Source organism: Algoriphagus winogradskyi (assembly GCF_900182815.1).
Taxonomy (GTDB): domain Bacteria; phylum Bacteroidota; class Bacteroidia; order Cytophagales; family Cyclobacteriaceae; genus Algoriphagus; species Algoriphagus winogradskyi.
The window spans coordinates 814,044-835,893 of the sequence record NZ_FXUA01000001.1 but is presented as its reverse complement, the minus strand read 5'-3'; the positions used below and the strand labels follow the sequence as shown (position 1 = coordinate 835,893).

At 39.4% G+C, this 21,850-nt stretch carries 14 protein-coding genes and 1 pseudogene; 9 read left to right on the top strand and 6 right to left on the bottom strand.

From position 1 onward, the window contains the following. Window positions 1-6: 6 nt before the first annotated feature. Window positions 7-888 carry a glycosyltransferase gene (locus tag QOL76_RS03555; RefSeq protein WP_283411648.1) on the bottom strand — a complete coding sequence of 294 codons (882 nt, stop codon included), beginning with the start codon at window positions 886-888 and terminating at the stop codon, window positions 7-9. 177 nt (window positions 889-1,065) lie between these two features. Between QOL76_RS03555 and QOL76_RS03550 the strand changes: the two genes are divergently transcribed. From QOL76_RS03550 to QOL76_RS03520, 7 genes and pseudogenes are all read left to right on the top strand, one after another. Further along, entirely contained in the window at window positions 1,066-2,418 is a 1,353-nt protein-coding gene (locus QOL76_RS03550) for a sigma-54-dependent transcriptional regulator (RefSeq protein ID WP_283411647.1), read from the top strand. 142 nt (window positions 2,419-2,560) lie between these two features. Continuing rightward, complete coding sequence (locus tag QOL76_RS03545; RefSeq protein ID WP_283411646.1) at window positions 2,561-3,103, top strand: heme NO-binding domain-containing protein; 543 nt, start codon at window positions 2,561-2,563, stop codon at window positions 3,101-3,103. Further along, on the top strand, window positions 3,100-7,176 hold the full coding sequence (locus tag QOL76_RS03540) for a PAS domain S-box protein (RefSeq protein WP_283411645.1): 4,077 nt from the start codon (window positions 3,100-3,102) through the stop codon (window positions 7,174-7,176). Before QOL76_RS03545 ends, QOL76_RS03540 begins: the two co-directional genes overlap by 4 nt. After that, window positions 7,166-7,660: pseudogene (locus QOL76_RS03535) on the top strand (cupin domain-containing protein). Before QOL76_RS03540 ends, QOL76_RS03535 begins: the two are co-directional and overlap by 11 nt. Before the next feature lie 141 nt (window positions 7,661-7,801). Further along, window positions 7,802-8,188: a response regulator gene (locus tag QOL76_RS03530; protein ID WP_283411644.1), complete on the top strand. Its 387-nt coding sequence runs from the start codon at window positions 7,802-7,804 to the stop codon at window positions 8,186-8,188. Window positions 8,189-8,201: 13 nt separating this feature from the next. Beyond that, complete coding sequence (locus QOL76_RS03525) at window positions 8,202-10,892, top strand: DUF4184 family protein (protein WP_283411643.1); 2,691 nt, start codon at window positions 8,202-8,204, stop codon at window positions 10,890-10,892. Between the two features lie 310 nt (window positions 10,893-11,202). Further along, window positions 11,203-11,934: a cyclase family protein gene (locus tag QOL76_RS03520; protein ID WP_283411642.1), complete on the top strand. Its 732-nt coding sequence runs from the start codon at window positions 11,203-11,205 to the stop codon at window positions 11,932-11,934. A 4-nt stretch (window positions 11,935-11,938) separates the two neighbouring features. Here the strand turns inward: QOL76_RS03520 and QOL76_RS03515 are convergent, their stop codons facing one another. The 4 genes from QOL76_RS03515 to QOL76_RS03500 all read right to left on the bottom strand — a co-directional run bounded on the left by QOL76_RS03515 (window position 11,939) and on the right by QOL76_RS03500 (window position 18,664). After that, on the bottom strand, window positions 11,939-12,601 hold the full coding sequence (locus QOL76_RS03515) for an SDR family oxidoreductase (protein WP_283411641.1): 663 nt from the start codon (window positions 12,599-12,601) through the stop codon (window positions 11,939-11,941). 211 nt (window positions 12,602-12,812) lie between these two features. Next, window positions 12,813-13,667: an N-acetylmuramoyl-L-alanine amidase-like domain-containing protein gene (locus tag QOL76_RS03510; protein ID WP_283411640.1), complete on the bottom strand. Its 855-nt coding sequence runs from the start codon at window positions 13,665-13,667 to the stop codon at window positions 12,813-12,815. Between the two features lie 543 nt (window positions 13,668-14,210). Next, complete coding sequence (locus QOL76_RS03505) at window positions 14,211-17,789, bottom strand: ABC transporter permease/M1 family aminopeptidase (RefSeq protein WP_283411639.1); 3,579 nt, start codon at window positions 17,787-17,789, stop codon at window positions 14,211-14,213. Further along, window positions 17,786-18,664, bottom strand: a complete 879-nt coding sequence (locus QOL76_RS03500; RefSeq protein WP_283411638.1) for an ABC transporter ATP-binding protein — start codon at window positions 18,662-18,664, stop codon at window positions 17,786-17,788. The genes QOL76_RS03505 and QOL76_RS03500 overlap by 4 nt, the downstream gene beginning before the upstream one ends. A gap of 179 nt (window positions 18,665-18,843) precedes the next feature. On the opposite strand from QOL76_RS03500, the gene QOL76_RS03495 reads away from it, so the two are divergent. Together QOL76_RS03495 and QOL76_RS03490 are read left to right on the top strand one after the other, a co-directional pair. Beyond that, entirely contained in the window at window positions 18,844-19,983 is a 1,140-nt protein-coding gene (locus QOL76_RS03495; protein ID WP_283411637.1) for a sensor histidine kinase, read from the top strand. Continuing rightward, window positions 19,971-20,660 (top strand): LytR/AlgR family response regulator transcription factor, encoded by a 690-nt coding sequence (locus QOL76_RS03490; protein ID WP_283411636.1) that lies wholly within the window; start codon window positions 19,971-19,973, stop codon window positions 20,658-20,660. The genes QOL76_RS03495 and QOL76_RS03490 overlap by 13 nt, the downstream gene beginning before the upstream one ends. 14 nt (window positions 20,661-20,674) lie before the next feature. On the opposite strand, the gene QOL76_RS03485 is transcribed toward QOL76_RS03490, so the two are convergent. After that, window positions 20,675-21,835 carry a sialidase family protein gene (locus QOL76_RS03485; protein ID WP_283411635.1) on the bottom strand — a complete coding sequence of 387 codons (1,161 nt, stop codon included), beginning with the start codon at window positions 21,833-21,835 and terminating at the stop codon, window positions 20,675-20,677. Window positions 21,836-21,850: the final 15 nt, after the last annotated feature.

Genomic DNA, 21,850 nt, shown 5'->3' with positions numbered 1-21,850 from the left:
AGATTATTAATTGGCTTTTGGAAGTGATACACTTGATTTATTGGCGGTTATGATTCCCTTAGGTTTGCTTTTTATTTGATAGTGATAGTATAGCCCTAGAAGTTGAACAGGGATCTTGATGGTGTCTTTTAGCTTTAACCTAGAATCACCGATCTCGGACCAGTAAAGCAGTGGGTATTCAAGCACTCCTTTTTGCAAGGTGGTTTTACCGAACTTTCCTTGTAGTCTGAGGAAGATTTCCACATCAAAAAGCCAAGGTGTCTGGAACTGGGTTTTAAATAAAAATGGGACGAGGTTTCTTTGGAAAATTTTAGCCCCGCATTGGGTGTCTTGAAAATTTGCTTTTAGAATAGACTTGATGATTTTTTTTATCACTTTACTAGCTAATGATCTACTATCGTCGCGTTTTATCTCTGCACCCAAACGCTGAATTCTACTACCTACTATAGCACCGTATTTAGGATGATTTTCTTTATACTTTGCCATCATCAACCATTCCTCAGGCGTGGTAGCTAAATCTGCATCCAAAAATCCAATCAGGTTAGAATCGTAATTCTTATGGACAAATAACATTCCTTGTCTTACAGCCTCTGATTTACCTCCATTTTGAGGCATATCAAAAACCACAATATTCCCCGGGCTTTCAGTTTGAATACCTCTGAGCACCGCTAAGGTTTTATCCTTGCTGCCATCATTCACTAAGCAAAGCAATACTTCAGGGTGGCTTTGGGCAAACGTTTTAAACTCTTGATACGCAAATCTTTTTTCCTCATTGTAGCAAGGGACTACGATGGCGTACCTATGCTGAATCTCTGGCTCGTATTTCAAAGCACTCTGAAGTAAATGATTGATTTCGTTTTGGTGTTTTTGAATTTGTATCGTTGTCATCCCAGTTGTTTTTCGGTGTGCCAACATTTATTCAAATCATAAACCATTTTCATAAGTAACTGATTAATAAAGGTATATGTATTTTCACTAATCTGTATTTTCCATATAATGGAAAAAATTCCAAAAAATGTATCCCTTCTATTTCCTTTTTGTAACTTATTGGACTAATGAAACGCTATGAGCCAGTTTAAAATATTTATCGTGGAAGATGACCCTTGGTATGGTCAGATACTCGAATATCATTTGAGTTTAAATCCGGATTATAATGTCAATCTGTTTTCAACGGCCAAAGCTTGCCTTACAAAGCTCCACGAGAAGCCGGACCTTATTACCGTAGATTTTTCCCTACCTGACTTATCTGGGGATAAGCTTTTTCAAAAGATCAAAGAGTTTGATCCTACTATTCCAGTCGTTGTAATTAGCTCCCAGGAGGATATAAGTGTAGCTGTGGGGCTACTTAAGGCAGGAGTCAGTGATTACCTGGTAAAAGATGAGGCAACAAAAGACCTGCTCTGGAACAGCGTAATTAAGATCAGGGAAAATCAATCTCTAAAAAAAGAAGTAGAGACTTTAAAAGAGGAGTTAGGACAAAAATTTTCTTTTGAAAAATCAATTCTGGGAAATAGCCCAGTGCTGAAGAAAGTCTTCACATTGATCGAAAAGTCTATTCGAACCAATATCAATGTGTCTATCACCGGTGAGACTGGTACAGGTAAAGAGGTGGTGGCAAAAGCAATCCATTATAATAGCGATCGAAAGAAAAAGAGCTTCGTGGCAGTAAACATGGCTGCTATACCAAAAGATCTAATTGAAAGTGAGCTGTTCGGATATGAAAAAGGAGCTTTCACTGGAGCAATGAGTCGTAAAATAGGCAAGTTTGAGGAGGCTATAGGAGGTACAATTTTTCTGGACGAAATCGCTGAAATGGACCTTAATCTTCAATCAAAATTGCTCAGGGTTTTGCAAGAGCGAGAGTTGACCAGGGTGGGAGGGAATGAATCCGTGAAGTTGGATGTAAGGGTGATTACTGCGACGCATAAGAATCTCTCTGAAGAGGTGCGAAAAGGGAATTTTAGAGAAGATCTATTTTTCAGGGTGATGGGATTGCCGATAGATTTGCCTCCCTTGAGAGAGCGAGGTTCAGATGTGCTGATTTTGGCGAAGCATTTTATAAGCGAATTTGCCAAGAGCAATAAAATCCCGCCTCTATCGCTTTCAACAGACGCAAAGGATAAACTATTGAAATATCCATTCCCAGGGAATATACGAGAGCTGAAAGCGGTGATAGACTTGGCTGCTGTAATGGCTGATGAGGGAGAAATCAAAGGAGAAGATATTAGTTTCTTTTCTCTGCAGAAAGAGAATGTTTTTCTAATGGAAAATAAAACACTCAGGCAACACACCTGTGATATCGTCAATCACTATTTAAAGAAAAATAATGGCGATGTGATAGAAACGGCTAAGGTTTTGGATATTGGGAAAAGTACGATTTATAAAATGATTCAGGAGGGGGAAATTAACACTGAGTGATTCCAGAATCTGGAATGATCTTCCAGTATTAGGAATTTGAAGTGGTTTTATAGTTAGTAATCCTTAGTAAATACCCAAATAAGAGGGGTAGTGGACTTGGCTTGATTTTTCTTTAGGTAAATGAAATACAACCTAAAGCACTATGTACGGATTAGTAAATAAATCAATTCAGGAACTCATTACCACTAATTTTGGAGAGGAGAAGTGGGATATTATCAAATTAAACAGTGGGATAGAAATTGATTATTTCATCAGTACTGAGCCCTATGATGATTCAATAACTTTTAAATTAGCACAAGCTGCCTCGGAAGAATTAAATGTCTCAGTAGATGAAATTTTGTTTGTCTTTGGAGAATGGTGGATTTTAAAAACCGGCAATGAGAAGTATGGTGGCTTAATGAAAGCTGGCGGGAATAATCTAAAAGAGTTTTTAATTAACCTACCACTCTTTCATGATCGAATTATGTTGCTTTATCCAAAGCTGACTCCTCCGGAGTTTGAAATAGCAGAGATTGAGGAGAATTCATTAGTACTATATTACATTTCAAAACGAGATGGATTGGTGGGTTTTATGAAAGGATTACTTTCAGGATTAGGGAAATTGTTTGAAACCCCTGTAGAAATTGACCATATTAACAGTAAAGAAAATGGACATGATAATGAAGTTTTTAAAGTAAGCTGGTGAGCAAGGATGATTTAAATATTGAAGTAAAAAAAAGTCATATTGATCGGACTTTTCCTTTTCACTTCGCGGTTTTAAAGAGTGGAACTATTGGTTTTTTTGGTTCTAGTTTTCTAAAAATGATGGGCGATGTCAAAGGGAAATTATTTAGTGACATTTTTCTTATTGAGCGCCCGCGAGATACGAAGTTCGAGTTTGATCAACTCGCAAAAACACAGCAAAAAACTTTCTTATTAAGGACAAAGTCATCTAACTCCACTCTTTTTAGGGGACAGTTCGAATATTTTGAAGATAATGACATTCTGCTATTCCTTGGTTCACCTTGGTTCAGTTCTATCGAAGAGTTAGTGGCTAACGATTTGTCAATCTCTGACTTTGCGCCCCTAGATCCTTTAGTTGACCTCCTGCATTTAATCAAAAATCAAGAGTTGGTTACTTCAGACTTGAAAGAACTCCTAGGGACGATTACTCAGCAAAAAGAGAGGCTTGAAAACTTGTCGTATGTCGCTAGTGCAAATGCAGACGGGATCATATTCACAGATGAGAATGGCTTAATAACTTATGTGAATAAAGGATATCTGGATGAAACTGGGTACCAAATAGATGAGGTGCTAGGTAAAACTCCCATTGAAATCGGGATTGGAGATCAAACTGAGAAGCCTGAAATCCATAAAATGATAGATGCTTTTTATAATAAAGAGCAATTTAAAATAGAACTAAAGCATTACCGCAAGGATGGTACTTGGTTTTGGTCTAGAGTTAATGGTCAGGTGGTTCTTGATAAAAAAGGTAATTTTCTACACTTCTTCACGCTGTTGGAAAATGTCACGGAAGAAAAAGAATCCAAGAATAAGATTAAAGTATTCGAAGATACCTTTAGACAGGTATTGGAATTTTCTGGGGATAATATTTGGGAACATGATTTTAGGACTGGAAAGACAAGTTTTTCTAATCAGGCAAAAAACTTCCTAGGTCTTAAATTTGACCAAAACACAAACCTTGAAGATGTGTGGTATGCTCACGTATACTCTGAAGATTTGATTTTACTAGAAGAAAACGATAAGAAATACAAAAACGGGGAGATTTCATCACATCAGCTAGAATACAGGATGCTGCATGAAGATGGAAGTATAAAATGGGTAAAGGACAGAGGAATCGTAATTGAAAAGGATAAAAATGGGGTTCCTCTTAAAATTATAGGAACTCATTCTGATATCACTGATCAGAAAGACTCAGAAAAAGAGCTGGTAAACCTCAATACTAAATTGGGTAGCGTTTTAAATGAATTGAGAGATGTAATCTGGTCAGTCAGCTATCCTAATATGAACAGTATATTTTTTACACCTTCAGCCGAAGATCTTTTCGAGTTGCACCTGGACACCATGATGAATGATAAATCCTGGTGGGAAAAATCAATTCATCCAGAGGATAAACATGTCTTAAGTGATATCATTAAGCAGGTAGGTATTAATCATGAATATGTCAAAGAATACCGCATTGTTACTACATCCCAGAAGGTAAAATGGGTTCAAAATAAAGGGAAGCTAATTTTTGAGGATGGCATACCAGTAAGAATGAATGGGATTTTGGTGGATATCACCGAGCGTAAAAAGACGGAAGCACTCATAAAATCCCAAGAACAACTCAAAAATATTTTAATCGACATCTCCTCGACCTATATCAATATTGATTTAGAGGAGGTGGATATGAAAATAAATGCTTCATTGGAGAAAATCGGAGAGTTTGTCAATGCTGACCGTGCTTATCTTTTTTCCTATGATTTAAATGCTTTGACATGCTCCTGCACACATGAGTGGTGTGCCCCAGGAATATCCCAAGAAATAGAAAATACTCAAAACGTTCCTTTGGAATATGTTCCTCAATGGTTTGAAGTCCATTCTAATGGAGAATCCTTCTTAGTGGAAGATGTCTCCTTGTTAAAAGAACAGGGGATGGATGGTTTATATGATGTTCTTGAGCCTCAAGGGATCAAAAGCCTAATCACAATTCCGATGATGATTAAAGACGAACTATTGGGTTTTGTCGGCTTTGATTCAGTTAAAAAACAACATTCATACTCCAAAAAAGAAGTTGAGTTATTATTTGTATTTGCACAAATGCTAGTCAATGTGCAAAAGAGAAAGCAATCCGAAAAAAGACTCTTCCAACAGGAAGAAAAATTCAGAAATATTATTTCAAATATGAATTTGGGTCTTTTGGAAGTAGACCTTGAAGAGAATGTACTCCATGCAAATCAAACATTCTGTAAAATGGCTGATCGTAAATTGGAGGAGTTGGTAGGGAAGAAGGCTACAGATTTACTTTTGAATCCTGGAGATAAAGAAAGGCTCTTACAAAAGTCAGAAAGCAGAAAAACCGGGATTTCAGATTCATATGAGTTAAAGTACAAGAGGCCAAATGGAGAATATAGATGGTGGTTTATCAGTGGAGCGCCTAATTACAACGATAACAATGAGCTAATCGGCTCTATAGGTATACATCTAGATATCACCGATCAGAAGAGGCTGGAAGAGGAATTAATCAGGCAAAAAGAGGAGGCGGAAAAGTCGAAACGAGCAAAGGAAATTTTCTTTGCAAATATGAGTCATGAGATAAGAACGCCAATGAATGCTATTGTAGGAATGGGTGAGCAATTAGCGAAAATCAGTCAAAATGATCAACAGACGAAATACATAAAAGCTATCCAAAATTCCGCAAGCCATTTGATGGTCGTTATCAAAGATATTTTGGATTTGTCCAAACTCGAAGCCGGTAAGATGACTATTGAATCAATAGGATTTAAACCTAAAAACATTGTGGACCATGTGTTTGCCATGATGAATGACAAGGCAGAGATGAAAGGGTTGGATTTCGCTATTTTAAATTTCGACAGCAGAATTAAAGAGGTCTTGATAGGGGATCCTATTAGAATTAGCCAAATCCTGCTTAACCTCCTGTCTAATGCTGTAAAGTTTACTGAAAAAGGCAAAGTATACATTACATGTGATCTTATTTCTGAAAACAATCAGAAGCAGGAAATCAAGTTTACCGTAGTAGATACGGGAATAGGCATGGAGGAGTCTTTTATCAAAAGTAATTTCGAGAAATACGTCCAGGAGGATACCACTATAACAAGAAAATATGGAGGTACTGGCTTAGGGTTGAGTATATCAAAGGAGCTTACCCAGCTTATGGGAGGGGAAATGCAGATTGAATCCGAAAAAGGAGTTGGAACAAAAATTTCAGTGAAATTAGCGTTGCTAAAAGGTAGCTCGAATGATCTTCCAAAGGATCTTCCTGTTTCCATAGACTATGGGATGCTGAAAGGAAAGAAAGTGTTAATCGTAGATGATAATGAATTCAACCGACTTCTGGCAAGCACTATTTTGGAGCAGCATGATATTATTACTACCTCTGCTGTCAATGGGCAAGACGCCGTAGATTTATTAAGGGAAGAAGTTTTCGATATAGTTTTGATGGACGTTCAGATGCCAATAATGGATGGGATCATGGCTACCAAAATAATAAGAGAAGACTTAAAGCTTGAAGTGCCAATCGTTGCTTTGACTGCTTTTGCGATGAAAGGAGATATGGAGAAATACCTTTCTAAAGGAATGAATAGTTTTTTGGCTAAACCATTTAAGGAGAGTGAGCTACTGCATATTGTTTCCCAATTATTAAAAGGCAAGCCAGTTCAGAATTACATCGGCAGTTTGAAGGTGAAAGAGGAAAAGGAGAGATATTCTTTAGATGAGTTAAAGGCTATTTCTAAGGGTAATTCGGAGTTCATGGCGAAAATGATCGAAACATTCCATACAAGCATACTGGAGTCGGTAGACCAGGCTGTTGAAGCTTTTGAACGGGAAGATTTTGATCAAGTAAGAAAACTGGCCCATAAGATCAAGCCCTCTATTAAGATGTTGAATATTCATGAAATCATTGACGAAGTCGTTGAAGTAGAGCTGGAAGTAATGAGCCAAAAACGGTCTGAAAGAATGGTTTATTTAATGGGTCATATCGATCAAGTTCTCAAGTGGGTAGCTAAGGACATGAAATCAATTAACAATGAAAAGTAAGGAGGAAATATTTGAATACGCAGAATCTCTTGTCCTAAACCTAGGATTTGAAATTAAAGAACAGGACAGAATGCGTCCCTGGGGCGGTTTTCTTGTCCTGAATGAAAGCCAAGCCTCGCAATTTGCCAAGGAGTTTTTCCCAGAAGAGGATTTTGATTCCTTGAAGATTTCCGAAAAGCTGAGTCCAAAGATTTTATTGGTGGCTCCTAACAAACGGCTGAGTTGGTAATATCATTTTAGAAGAGCTGAGATTTGGAGATGTATTGCGGGTGAAGTGGCAGTTGCCAAAAGTGATCATGATGTTGAAAAAGAAATCATTACTCTTTCCAAGGGAGATAAAGTTAAACTGAAACAAGGGGAAAGGCATAGACTGATTGGATTGGATGATTAGGGAGTTGTAGCTGAAATCTGGCAACATACAGATGCTTCCAATCCGTCGGACGAAGAAGATATAGTTAGGCTGCAAGATGATTTCGGCAGGTGAACTAGCCAGGATATGATTCCAATTTCTAGAAATTAATTCCAAATACTGGAATACTGTAACTAAAAAAGTGCCTTAGAGCTATTCTAAGGCACTTTTTTAGTTTGGTCTCAATTTGGAATATAGAGATAGAAATTGGAAAACATGAAAAACATAAAAATTTTACCAGCCTTTATAGTAGATGACGATCCTTTCTGGACTGCTATCCTAAAGCAAATCCTCACCGAGCTAGGATTTACGAAAATCCACACATTTGAGGACGGTGTAGATTGTCTAAATCACATCCACCTCAATCCAGGATTGATTTTTTTGGATTACCAGATGGAAAATTCAAATGGACTGGAAATCCTCCAGGAAGTGAAAAATTACTTTCCAGGAATTGAAGTTGTTTTTTGCACGGCCTTAGAAAGTCTTGAGGTTGCAATTGCCGCCATAGAACACGGGTCAGTGGAGTATTTGCTGAAAAGTAACGTCACTGAGGAGTTGGTGAAAGATATAGTAGACAACTTCCAATCCGCCAAACTAGCCTAAACCACAAGTCTCCATGCCATTTACATTTTCACATCCAGCAGCTATTCTTCCTTTTACTAAGCCTAACAAGCGTCTTTCTCAGACAGGATTGGTGATAGGAAGTCTTGTGCCTGATCTGGAGTTTTACTTCAAACTAAAACTTGGTGAAAATATAGGGCATACACTTCCCGGGGTGATATTATTCGATCTTCCGGTGGCGCTACTGGTCGCTTTTCTATTTCATGGTTTGGTGAAAAAACCATTGTATAACGCAAGTCCTGCTAAGATTCAGATGAAAGTCGCAGGGCAGGTCAACTTGGATTGGAATAAATTCTTTACGCAAAATTGGATGTGGGTAGTGATGTCTATAACAATTGGAATCGCTACTCATTTGATTTTGGACGGTATGACTCACTATGATGGTTGGGTGGTGGCTTTGTTGCCTTTATTACAGCATGAGATTTTCACTATTGCGGTATATGATCTATTGCAATATGGTCTTAGTGTCCTAGGGTTGGTCATGGTGGCCAGGGTACTTATTTCATTGGAATCCATGCCAGAGGCTAATGCTGCCAAGTTTGGGAAAAACAGATTTTGGATATTGGTGTCAATAGGATTCACAGCAGCAATCCTGTCAAGAATTTATTTGTTTCCCGAGTTTATATCCTTTTGGGATGTGTTTATGATGTGTGTAGGGGGACTATTTTATGGGTTGATCTTCGCTGCTTTGATTTTAAGGATTGCAGATAATTCACGTTTAAGCCGTCATAGCAAGAGCAATAAACTTATCAATTCCCGAGGTACTAATCCAGGGTTCAAAAGTAGAGCCCTTTTGATAGAGAAGAATGAATTTCTTGGAAAGTTCGGTCAAGGTATAGTGCAGGTGAATGACTTCATTGACAAACCCCAAATCGTTGTCGGTCAAGTTTCTGATGTCCAGGTAAACCAAATTTGTATCACTGGCAGTAATTTCTGGAAGTCTGCTTCTGAGAAGTTCAGTCGCATTGCCTTTAGCCTCACCTCTTATTTGAACTTTAAGCGCGGGTTTGTTTTCTCCTGTGATCAAAAATTCGCTGATCTGAATATCCATATGAATAAGAATTTGAAGAAATATATTAATTCTCCAGTTAAACTTATACTCTTTTTAGGATTAATATCTATGCCTTTGTTTGCCTTTGGTCAAAGCGAAGCCTTAGATCCAGCAAAGCGTGAGGGGTTTATTCAAGAAGCAACTCAATTGAGAAGTAAGGAAAATTATGTTGGCGCGATTGCTCAGTTGGATAGCATTCTAGTTCATAATCCTCTGGATGCACAAATTTTACTTTTCAAAGGAGACCTTTGTCTTCAGAATCAGGATTTTGCTCAAGCCGTGGAGGTTTATTCTTCGTTGGTGCCATTAGAATTTGAAAGCACAATAGTTCGGGTAAACTTGTCCTATGCACTTTTTATGAGTAAAAAGCCATCCAAAGCGCTGGAAGCTGCTTATAGTGCGTGGAATCAGGATCAGGAAAACAAAAGTGCTGTAGTCAACTATTTCAATGCGCTTCTGTGGAATGTAAAAACTAAAGATGCTGAAGCGTTTTTAAATGATAATGCCGGCTTAGTAGATGAAGATCAGGTTTTGGTGATGAAAGCCAGATTATACACTACAGGTGGTGCTTATACCCAAGGTCAACTTTATTACGATTCCTTAATTCAAAGATTTCCAAAAGCTCCTTATATACAGGAGTTTACCGAGGTGCTCGCTGGGAAAAAACAGTGGGATAAGGCAGCTAAGATCCTGAACGATTATGAAGATGAATTGTCAGATTCCCAAAAGGAAAAGCTGGGTGGCCTCCTAAGTCAGGGAGATAAGCAAATTGCCGGAATTGCAGTAGGGTACTTTGCGGATGTGGCTAAAAACACAAGAACAGAGCAATCTATTTTCTGGCAAAACCAATTAAGTGCTCCTTTACAAGTAAATGTAAGAGCGGGTGCAAATCAGGTAAAAGCACCGGAAGGTCAGTTGACTAAGACAAAGTTTATTGCTGCAGGAGTAGGAATCAATTGGAGCCAGGCCTTACAAAGTAGTGCTGAGATTGTTGCGCAGCAAGTTTCCCCTGAAGAAGGCGATTCTTTTACAGGAGTGACTGGAAAATTTGAAACTAAATATCAGCCCAATGATAGAAGGATGGTTGGGCTTACCTATAGTTCTGAGATACTAAATTTTACAGCAGATTTGCTAGGAAAAGATATCAGAAGTCAAAGTCTGGGGTATGTGACTCATATTATGTTTGGCGGTAAAACAGGCTTCTTTTCTCAGGGAAATGTAGGTTTTCTAAATGATCAGAATTCCAGACTTCAGTTTTTCGGTTCAGTTTACAGGTTGTTGAGAACAGAGCCTACTTTGAAAACTGGGTTGAACTTTTCTGCACTCAGCTTTAGTGATTCTGAGACCACGTTGTATTTCGCACCTGATCAGTTTTTAAGCACTGAAGTATTTGTTGACTATAGTACTCCATTGCCTTTGGTGTCAAAGATGGCGCTCAAAATTCAAGCTGCGGCAGGATTGCAACAAATAGAGAAGCGAGGATGGGATCCATCTTTTAGAGCGCAAGCTGAGATTAATTATAGAGTTAATGGATTTGATTTTGGCCTCAACGGGCAATTCAGCAATGTGGCAGCTGCCTCAGGAACGGGCTACAGCTTTCATTATATCACACTTAAAGTGCTAAAAAGTTTCTAAAGAGTACCCGCTTAAGTTGTTTAATTCACCCAAGTCCCTTTCCATTTGGAGAGGGCTTTTTTAATCTAAATAACTATCCGCAATGGAGCTTGCCCGCCTTAGATTCCCATCAGACACACCGACCCCAAGTAGTATGGCTACTACCATCATTGCGAAAAATCAAATCTATTTTTAACTTGAATGAAACAAAACGTACTAGCAGATGAGATTTTTTGAGTTTGTCCAAATTAGTAGAAAGGTTGTCGTTGTCTTAATTTTTTGTGGTTTAGGCGCCTGCGAGCAAAAAGAAGCGGAAGCCCCCGTTCCAAAGATGCCTTTTTTAGAAAGTGAATGGATTGACTTGTCGTATGCTTTTGATTCTACCACCTTATACTGGCCTAATAATCCTGATGGATTTCAGCACAGAGTTGATGCGGAAGGTGTGACTGACTTGGGGTATTATTATTCTTCCTATACGATTTTGACCCCCGAACATGGTGGTACGCATCTGGATGCGCCTATTCACTTTTTTGCAAAAGGAGAAACGGTAGACGAACTTCCTTTGTCCAAATTGACGGGAGAGGCAGTGGTAATAGATGTGAGTGGAAAAGCCTTGGAAGACCGGGATTATTTGATCGATTCTGTAGCTATTTTGAATTGGGAAGCAGAGCATGGAAAAATCCCAGTCCAGGCGATGGTGTTATTTCGCACTGGATATGGGAAATTTTATCCTGATCGGGAAGCTTATTTTGGCACTGCTAAATCGGGCGCAGAAGCGATTCCCGAGCTCCATTTTCCGGGGATTCAGCCCGAAACGGCTACTTGGCTAGCCAAAACACGTAAAGTGAAAGCAGTGGGGTTGGATACCCCAAGTTTAGACTTTGGTCAGTCCAAGGACTTTGCAGCGCATCAAGCCTTGATGGAAAACCAAATTCCCGGATTTGAAAATGTCGCCAACTTGGATTTACTTCCCCCTACTGGCATTTACGTAGTTGCACTTCCTATGAAAATCAAAGGAGGGAGTGGAGGCCCCTTAAGGATTATAGCCACTATAATTGAATGATATTTTAGGAGCCTAGCTTCTCAAGTGCTTCTCGGATTTTGTCCTGTCCTTTTATCATCTCAAATGATATGATCGAAGCGAGTTTGGAATCCAAAACTTCCACCAGGGTTTCAGCGACATCTTCCCGTGATATTTCACCACGCTTACCAAGGTTTTGGGCAGCTTCAATTTTGCCTGTTCCAGTCTCGTTTGTCAATGTTCCCGGGCGAACGATAGTGTAATTCAAATCGCTTTTTATCAAGTGCTCGTCTGCTTTATGCTTGGCAAGCAAATATCCATGCATTTTTGAATCTTCGAAATCTTCAGGATTACCAGCCCCCATGGAGCTTAGCATGACAAATTTTTCAATTTTATGATTTTGAGCGAAGTCAATACTCTTTATAGCACCATCCTGGTCAACTGCTATGGTTTTTTCTGGTCCAGTTGAACCTCCAGAGCCTGCGGCAAAAATTACTTTTGAAACGCCAGTAAAAGCAGATTCAAAATCTTTTTCCAGATCGCCCATCACGGTTTCTATTCCCTTATCCTCAAAATATTCCTTCTGAGCTTCCTTTCTGATCATGGCGAGAGGAGAATAAGAAGAAGAGGACTTTAATAAATTACATATGAGTTTACCAGTGCTTCCATTAGCACCGATGATCAATACTTTTTGCTTTTCGGTATTCATGAGTTTTTTTTTATTGGCAAAAGTCCAATAAGCAAGCCACTACTTGTATTTGTTAGATTCTAAGGTTCTCATTTCAACAAAAAAACCAGGTACATTTGAAGTAAAATGCAATTTCCCATGGGTCGAAGATGTAGTATGTAATGGTGAGAATGAATGCCAGTATATGCTAAAAAGGTTCTAAGAGAAAAGGCTTAAAAATAAGCGTATAGGCTTAATAGGCTGTTTTGATCAGCCTAGAAACGATAATTCCGGATTGAGTTTTATTGCCTGCGAGATACTCGCTCAAGGGTTTTTCGGATATCTCCACTTCTCTGTTTTTAGAGCTTGCGTGCATCAAATGAATTCTTCCATTTTTCTCAATAGCGAAGCCCGTGTGCACAACGTCTAGATTAGTCATGGAGGTGGTGATGGCAATGATATCCCCAGATTGTATATTTTTTTCAAGGGATTGAATATCCGCCTTCGGGACATAGTAATACCCACGCTTGTCAATTTTTGACTCAGTTTCTTTGATGGCGTCCAAATTCTCGGATTCACTCAGTTGCCTGTAAAATTGAGGGTTTTCAGACATAAAAGTAGGAGCATTGGCATAAGGAGCCCCCCCGATTTCCTTGGTAACATCCTTCAAAATGCCCTTTTGTTCGTTTTCAAAAATCCAGTCAGAAAAATAATGAAGTCGGGTAGCATACCCTTCGTTGGTTCCATCTCTATACCTAAGATTTTCCAGCTCCTTTTCGAATTCCTGGAAAGTGAATTTACCCTCTTCTGCAATTCGTGTAAGTGTGATAACAGTTTCCACATAAGTGGTGCAGTCCAAACCAGTCAAGTTGATTACCAACTTTTCTTCACCCGGAAGCTCCAGCGTTTTTTCCACATAGGGAGTTTTAAGGAATTTCTTTCCGATCTCGATTACCCGCTCATTTGAAGTTCTATTGCTAAGACCTTCCTGTGCGAGTTGGTCCAGCATCTCCTCAAGTTTTTCTCTGCTCTCCAAAGTGCAGACCGTTTGGGCAGGGGAGAGGAATGGTAGGATGAGAAATAGGACTAACGGAATAATCTTGTTCATAAATGGAATTATATAGGATGAGCAGTATCTGACTCATACCACATAACATCTAAATAACTCCCAAATAAACAGAATCTGAAAGTTTTCTTTTGTTGGTTCTGCGGTTTTCTTGACTGAACGCTAAATAAGCGTGCCATTTACCGTTCTTACAGCCATGGATTCCGCGGCATCCATAAGTGCTTCCCTGCTTATTTTGAAAAGGGAAGGATCAATATTATTCCTGTATCACATATTTATGATCTGATAGCAAACTTCATAGGTGTTTTGACAGATGAAGAAAGAGACAGATATATTGAGATCTACATGGGGTTTATGCATAGGAGCTTTGCTTTTCCGATTTCATCAAGAGGGGATGAGCTAAAGTAACTGAGCTAGGAATGCTTTAGGTAGATAGTGTGCAAATAAGGAAAACTTATTTTATGTACATCCTTATCTACCAATAAAGAGCCAAAAGCAATTTAAATTATAACAATAAATAATTGAGGCACCTGCGGTCTCCGGTTTCATCCAACCAAGTAAGCAGGGAATCTAAGACGATTGGCATCATTGCGAATATTCAAATTTTATTTTATAAAAATTATCTCTTCTATTTTGATCCGGCCTCGTGCCCCAGGGATCAATTCCAACCCATTGCGGTTTTACCTTGGAAATGATAATCAAGTCACCATTTCCATTTTTTAGTGGTGATTTATAGGTAGAGATGATTTCAGAGTCTGATTCGATTTGTTCTGGATGATCAGACAAAAGGGATATAGTCAGAGGTTCATCCATCGCGATTTCTTGAACAGAACCGTCGATTAATGTCTCTAGCTTTTTAGCTGCATAGGATATTTTCAATTCGTATTCGCCACTATGCAAGACCTGTATAGTAACGTCCTCAATTTTGATGTCGTAGTGAATTACTTTTTCAAACCAATCGCTAATCAATGCATTTTCGGAAGGCTTGCATACTGCGCTTAGTTCGCTTAGAAAATCGCTCACCTTCACCTTTGGTTGGGTATTCTCTCGATTGGTTTCCACAATTTTGTGAATTACTGAATTGAGTTTTTTCTCACCGATCAATTCCTGAGTTGCTAGCAAACTCAAAAGACTTTTTCCGTAGGATAAATAGCCTTGGTTTTCAACACTGGAGAGCGCTGGCTCTGTTTCTGAAGCGAAAGCCCTTCCTGAAAAGTAAGTTCTGGTAGCATTGTCGGTCAAGTGCCAAAGCGCTGATTTTCCGATTTCTTTCTCCATCACCATCGCCTCGGCATATTTTGCAAATCCTTCCACGAAAAGGGAAGCGCCAGGTAGATTTCTTGGTGCTAGAAGATGCCCAAACCATTGATGTGCAACTTCGTGAATTACCCGCTTGCGCTTTAAATCAAATTGATTCTCGGGCTCGGATCTCACCAGAAAGTAATTGTCCTCAACCATACTGATAATTCCGGGATGGGCAAAGCCTCCAAATGCCCAGTAGGATGGTACTTCTACTATTTTCAGATGCTCATCAGGGTATTCGCCAAAAGTCTCTGAGAGCATCTCCAAACTGGTTTTCATGATCGCCAAAGTCTCTTTGGAGCTCAGGTGATGGGCTGGAATTGAATAAACTTCCAGAAGTTTTCCTTCTAGATTCAATCGTTCTACCTGGTAGATTCCGGAGAAAAAAGCGATGGCAGGCATTATTTTATGAGGGCTCTTAAACATGAAAGTGGTACGGCTCCCATGGGTTCTTTGCGCGATTAAATCACCTGAGGTTAATGCAATCTGATTTGAATCTGTACTGATTTCTGCTTCAAAATCAATTTTAGCCAAGTTTCTTTCTAATTGCTCTTTGTGCTCTTGTAAACCGTAAAAATTTGGTTTAAGAGGTAAACCTCGCTTTTTCCTTTCCTGATTGTCGCTAATTTCCCTCTCTTCAGAATAGCCAAAATAAGGTGAGAAATCACGGAAATTGAGGTAAGTGCCATCTTTGATAACAGCAGGATTTGTGGAGAAGATGGAAGGTTTGGTCTGCACTTCAAACGAAAATTCAATCTCTTCCTTAGGTAATAAGGGGATTTCAAACTCTACTACATAAACTCCCAATGACTCATCTTTTGTGATCTCAGTGGCTTTTTGCAAGCTTAAATTCTTCAATTCCTCTTTTTCTGTTAACAGCATTTTACTGATTGGGCTGTCACTGTTGTTTATCAGCTTTCCCTTTACCATTGCAGAATAGGTTCCTTTGGAAGGAAAAATGTCCACCTTCATATTCAAAGCTGAGTAACTTAAAACAGGGCTTTTTTGCAGGTGCTTATATTTCAATTCATAATCCTGTTTTGCGAAAAGAATCTCATCTCTGCTTTGATAATTTTCCTCATAATTTATTTGATGGAAGCTGAACCCAATCACTGCAGTAGATGCCGCCAAGCAGATTAATCCAGCCTTATTGAACTTGTTCCAAGTAAATTTTCCTGATATTCTATCCAGTGATCCACGCCAATCAGTAATAGAAAATAGCGTGGCGCTTCCTATAAGTAGTACCCAAAGCAAGGCCAAAATCCAAAAACCGGATGCATTCATTTCCCATCCAGCTTGCTCACTATAGACCAGTGCAGGAAGGTCTCCGATTTTTAATAAGGGATGATTAAGTCCCAATGCAGTGCCCAATGGGCCTGCGAATAAGGCGAATGCAAGGACTGAAAGTCCCATTCCAAGGTAATTGCTTCGAGAGAAATTCTGAATCAAAAGAAAAAAGCAAGCATAGAAGAGAAGGGGGATTCCGGGATAAATCAACAGGCTTAAAATCGCTAGACTATCCATATTTAGGTAGCCTTGCAGCAATTGGAAACTTAAGGAAATAACCACAGTCACTCCGATCAAAAGCAGTACTAGAATTGAGAGTGAACCCAGTTTAGAAAGAAAAAAATAGGTATTTGGAATAGGAGTGGCGCTTATGATTTCATGTGACTTTACATTTTTCACTCGCCAGACTAATTCACCTGAGAAAAACACCAGCAGCAAGATTCCAAATAGATACAAAGGCTGTTGAACCTGCTCCAAAAGCAGTTGGCTGGCAGGAAAGTAATTCTCATCATAGGCTCCTCCTGCATAGATTTTTGAATAAATTTCGGTTACAGCCAGTACTATCCAAATCCCCAAAACAGCCCAAAAGGCAATGCTTTGGAATATGAATTTCAGATCTATTCTGATCAGAGAAGTAAGAATTGGGAAGTAATTACAAATTGAAATGGTAGCCTTTTTTGGTTTAGGGAGTGAAAGACGATTTAGACTTTCATCTTCTTTGAGAGGTTCAGTTTTTTGCTGTTTTTGATGGGAGGATCTAAAAGAGAATTTGCGATAGCAAGCTGTCAAAACCAATCCGCTGATCCCTAGCCAGATTAATCTGTTCAATCCCAGCAAACTGATAAATGAAATCTGCTCCTGATTTTTTTGAAATGGTGTCCAAAGATTGGTTTGCTCGAAGAAAGCTGAAAGTCCAAAAGGGTCAGCCAGAGCTGCAAGGAATAAGTTCTCGCTGGAAACTGGTGCTGCATTTGCCAGGAGCGGCGAGTTCAGAAAAATGGCAGAGATGAAATACAAGGCATAAATTAAAACTGCCATAGCATAGGTCGCTAATGAGTTTTTGGTGAGCAGACATACGGTAAAAAGCAGCACTGTACAAACTGTCACCGATGGGATCAAAAGCATCCAAGCTACTGAAATGCTGTCTATTAAATTAAGGGGCGTGATTCTGTTCGGATCTAGATCAGAAAAAGCGATTCCTAGATGGAAGCCTGGTATTGCTAATACTAGCACTAGTATTCCGACCAGCCAGGCGCCTAAGAAACGACTGAAAAAGAATTCCAATTTGGAAAGTGGACTGGAGAAAATAAGCGCTTCCATGCCAAATTTACTGTCTCGCAGAACTGCATTGACTACGAAAAACATAATGGAAAAAACTGCACCCAAGCTAACCAACCCCATTTTGAAATACAGTTCATACGCTGAATTGTAATTGACTCCGGCTGGCGTGGCTCCTTGGCTTCCCATCAGAAAGGCAAATCCAAAGTAGATTAGCCCAAAGAGGTAAACGGCTTTGGTTCGGAGTTGATAGCTGAGCTCAAATCGAAGTAAAGAAATAAATCTTGAGCTGTTCATTGCTTTGTCTGTTGAAGCGTGGAGAAATAGAAATCTTCTAAGCTGGGTTTGATTTGCTCAAAACCTACTTCGGGTAATTCATCGGCTTTTACATGAATCAAAGTTTCTCCGGCTATGAGTTTGGAAGAGATGATATTCAGCTTTTGTTGGTAGCGGGGCAACTCCGATTTGGAGACTTTTTTTCGCCATATTTTGCCTTCCAAACTTGCTGTGAGCACTGCAGGATTTCCTTGTTTAATAATTTTTCCCTGATTCATAATTGCCATTTGAGGACAAAGCTCCAATACATCATCCACCAAATGGGTGGAAAGAATAACGATGATGTTTTCTCCGATTTCACTCAGAAGATTTAGGAAACGATTTCTTTCTTCGGGGTCAAGTCCAGCCGTTGGTTCGTCTACGATAATCAATTTGGGATCCCCTAGAAGTGCCTGGGCAATTCCAAACCGCTGCTTCATTCCACCTGAATAGGAATGCACAGCTTTTTTTCGATGATCGTATAAGTTGGTTTGTTGAAGTAAAAAATGGACCTGATCTTTTCGCTGAACAGAATTTGTGATGCCTTTTAAGATGGCGATATGATCGAGCAATTCAAGTGCGGAAACTTTTGGATACACCCCAAACTCCTGAGGTAAATAGCCTAGTACAGAGCGGATGATCTCAGGTTTTTTCTGGACATCTTGCCCGTTGAAAAAAATTTCCCCTGAACCTGCTGCTTGAAGTGTGGCAAGTGTTCTCATCAAACTGGATTTTCCCGCGCCGTTAGGTCCCAACAGACCAAACATCCCGTTAGTGATGGTAATGGAAATGTCATTTAACGCCTTGATCCCATTTGGATAGGTTTTGCTGAGATTTCTGATTTCGAGTTGGTTCATGTCCTGTGTTTTTGCTCCATCAAAAATTGGGAATCGAAAAGACTAGATCTAATTAATATGTCAAACAGGTTCAAATTGAGGATGAACTCGGTATCTAATGGATCTGGGCATAAAGTGAAGGTTTTAATAAGTTTATCATCGAAATACCTCAGTTGGTCATCTTTATTTTCTAAAAATCTGTGCTTAGCTATCTTAGAAGTATGTTTCCAAAAGCTTCTTTTTTTAAGGCCTTGGCCTGGGGTTTCGCAGTTACCTTGCTTATCACCTTTTTGCTCCAAAGAATCGGGTTTATCAAGATTGATTTTGATGAATATTTAGAGAATGTACTGATCCTTGGGTCTTGGTGGATATTGACCAGTTTGGTCTTTTATTACAGCAGAAAAATCAGTTTGCATAAAAAGAACCTCCTTAAGATTCTGTATCTGGCACTTTTCTTCACTGGAATTTTGCTTTTGGATCAATGGATGTCCATTCCTGATAATCCGGTTTCCATCTTTTTGCTAATTCTATTTTGGATGGGGATTGCCAGGTTTGTCGCTCCGGCCTTTTTCAAGAAGTACCAAAAAGTCATTTTCATTGTTTATGGACTGATATGGATGGTTTTTTCCATTCTTCGTTGGCATGAAACTTACCTGCGAGAACACCATGAAATGGCTATTTTCATGTTGTTGATTCCGATTCCTTTCTTCCTTTTGTTATGGGTTTTTGAGCAATGGAAAAGGATGAGAGATCTGGAAAACCAGAAAAATCAGGCGGAACTGGCCATGCTGAAAAACCAGATCAATCCGCATTTTCTTTTTAATACACTTAATAACCTCTATGGACTTTGTGTGGAGAAATCTGATGCTGCGCCTGAGGTGGTGCTGAAGCTGTCGGATATGATGCGCTATACGATTTATGAGGGGAGAAAAAAGGAGGTGTCTGTTTCTCAGGAAGTGGCCTATGTGGAAAATTTCCTAGAACTGCACAAAATTCGTCATCGCCAACTCCCTAAAATTGATTTTAGTGTGTCCGTGTCAGAAGACAAATTAATTTCTCCTTTACTGTTTATTGTACCTGTGGAAAATGCTTTTAAACATGGAGTTGAAAAGTTGGCAGAAGAGGCGTTTGTATCCATTACATTGGATTCGAATCAGGAAAAATTAAGGCTTGAAGTTGAAAATAATTTCGATCTCAGCTCCCAATCTACAGCTCCTGGAATAGGACTGGAGAATTTAAAAAGGAGACTGGAATTAACCTATCCTGGCTCACATACCTTGCAAATCACTCAAAAGAACGGTATCTATACTTTGGTTTTGGAAATCTTATGGAGCAGGTAAGCTACGTTATATTGGATGATGAGCCCATTGCACATCGTATTATTGAAGGCTATTGTGAGAACTTTTCATTTTTGGCAAAAGCGGGCAATTTCTTCAATGGTTTTGAGGCTTTGGAGTTTTTCAGGAGTAATCAGGTAGATCTGATCTTTTTAGATATCAATATGCCAAAACTTACAGGCTTTGAATTATTGAAATCTCTGCCAAGCCCTCCCAAGGTGATTGTAACTTCCGCACATCAGGAGTTTGCTCTCCAAGGTTATGAGCTGGATATTGCCGATTATTTGCTGAAGCCTTTTAGTTTGGATCGGTTTATCAAGGCTATCAATAAGGTATGCTCTTCAAATGCTTCAGCTTCCAAAAAGGAGGATGAACCAGAGCGGATTTTTCTTAAGTCAGACAAAAAGCACGTGCAGATTGAACTGGACAAGATTTGCTTTGTTGAGGCTCTTGGGAATTACTTCAAAGTCTATCATCAGTCTGGTATGATTATTTGCCCGGAGAAAATCTCTGAGCTGGAAAAGAAATTGGTGCAAGGAAAATTTCTACGGGTTCATAAGTCCTATTTGGTCAATACAGCCAAAATCCAAACCATCGAGGGTAATCGAATCAAAATTGATGGGAATGAAATTCCAATTGGCCAAACGTATAAAGCAGAGGTAAGTAGGCTGCTGGGCTAGGTTTATGCTCGCTGTTACTTTTCCCAGTCTATCCACTTAAACACGATTTCTTTATAATCATCTCGTTCGTAAAGGATGCCTAGGGTTTGTGAATCCAGTAAAACCAAATCACTGTAAGCTGTCCAGGTTTTACCTTTTTGAATATCCTTCCGGTCAATCAGAATAGATTTTGGCCAAGTTTTGCCTAAGTCATTGCTGATTTTTAGTGTCAAGTTATTTCTATAGAGTTCATCAGCATTGTTCGAATGAGCCAGAAAAGTATTTCCAGTTTCATCTTGAAAAGAAAGTATAGAGCCTTGGCAGACTGGATCAGGTAACCCGTCTTCGAAGTATTGCTCAGACCAAGTCGCACCTCCATCTTCAGAATAGGCGAGAATTCTGCTTCGAATATCGCCTCGTTGGTTACGCGTACTCATGATCATTTTGCCATCCGGAAGTTCTGCCGCTATAGATTCGTTAGAACCAGGAAATTTAATTGATTCTGAGATTTTGAAGGTTTTACCATGGTCGTCAGTATAGAAACCATGTGCCTGGTAATCTTTGAATTCATCTTGGGCATCTCCTTGGGAGTGATTTGCCGCTACGTAGATTCTTCCTTTATAAGCTCCATTTTGGAATTGAAAGGCATGGCCAGGAGTATTCGCATAATGCCTCCAGTCTGCAGGATTGGTGTATGCAGCATTGAATGCTGGGTTATTTGGCTTGTGCACTTGGCTGGTGATGTTTATAGGCTCTTCCCAAGAATTTCCCAGATCCAGCGATCGGATCATCCAAACCTCACGAACTCCTTTATTCATTCGGATGTCATATTCATGATTGTTGCCGGTGTTATAGAATAAGTACACCACGCCATTCGGATATGCTGGATCAAAAAGATCGATTACTGGCGCGGGGTTGCCGGCTTGCAAGTCGTCGTAATCAACTATGGTTTGGAGTGGTGACCAAGTTTTTCCCTTATCCTTGCTTCTCTTGAGCACCAAATTGATGTCACCATAATCATTTGATCCATTTACTCTGCCTTCGGCAAAAGCCAAAAGTTCGCCACTAGGTAAGTCAATAATTGCTGGGATTCTGTACGTAGCATGTCCTTCTTGACCACCTTGGTACACGATCGTTTCCTGAGCAAAGGCTGTGGAGTACAGGAAAATAAATAATAGGGGAAAGAGAGGTTTCATGATTTTGGGTTTATG

Excerpts from the sequence above, each read along its gene's own strand:
- QOL76_RS03545 (WP_283411646.1), top strand. The coding sequence starts at position 2,561 with ATGTACGGATTAGTAAATAAATCAATTCAGGAACTCATTACCACTAAT.
- QOL76_RS03505 (WP_283411639.1), bottom strand. The coding sequence starts at position 17,789 with ATGAACAGCTCAAGATTTATTTCTTTACTTCGATTTGAGCTCAGCTAT.
- QOL76_RS03525 (WP_283411643.1), top strand. The coding sequence starts at position 8,202 with ATGCCATTTACATTTTCACATCCAGCAGCTATTCTTCCTTTTACTAAG.
- QOL76_RS03510 (WP_283411640.1), bottom strand. The coding sequence starts at position 13,667 with ATGAACAAGATTATTCCGTTAGTCCTATTTCTCATCCTACCATTCCTC.
- QOL76_RS03485 (WP_283411635.1), bottom strand. The coding sequence starts at position 21,835 with ATGAAACCTCTCTTTCCCCTATTATTTATTTTCCTGTACTCCACAGCC.
- QOL76_RS03555 (WP_283411648.1), bottom strand. The coding sequence starts at position 888 with ATGACAACGATACAAATTCAAAAACACCAAAACGAAATCAATCATTTA.
- QOL76_RS03530 (WP_283411644.1), top strand. The coding sequence starts at position 7,802 with ATGAAAAACATAAAAATTTTACCAGCCTTTATAGTAGATGACGATCCT.
- QOL76_RS03520 (WP_283411642.1), top strand. The coding sequence starts at position 11,203 with ATGCCTTTTTTAGAAAGTGAATGGATTGACTTGTCGTATGCTTTTGAT.
- QOL76_RS03550 (WP_283411647.1), top strand. The coding sequence starts at position 1,066 with ATGAGCCAGTTTAAAATATTTATCGTGGAAGATGACCCTTGGTATGGT.
- QOL76_RS03490 (WP_283411636.1), top strand. The coding sequence starts at position 19,971 with ATGGAGCAGGTAAGCTACGTTATATTGGATGATGAGCCCATTGCACAT.
- QOL76_RS03500 (WP_283411638.1), bottom strand. The coding sequence starts at position 18,664 with ATGAACCAACTCGAAATCAGAAATCTCAGCAAAACCTATCCAAATGGG.
- QOL76_RS03515 (WP_283411641.1), bottom strand. The coding sequence starts at position 12,601 with ATGAATACCGAAAAGCAAAAAGTATTGATCATCGGTGCTAATGGAAGC.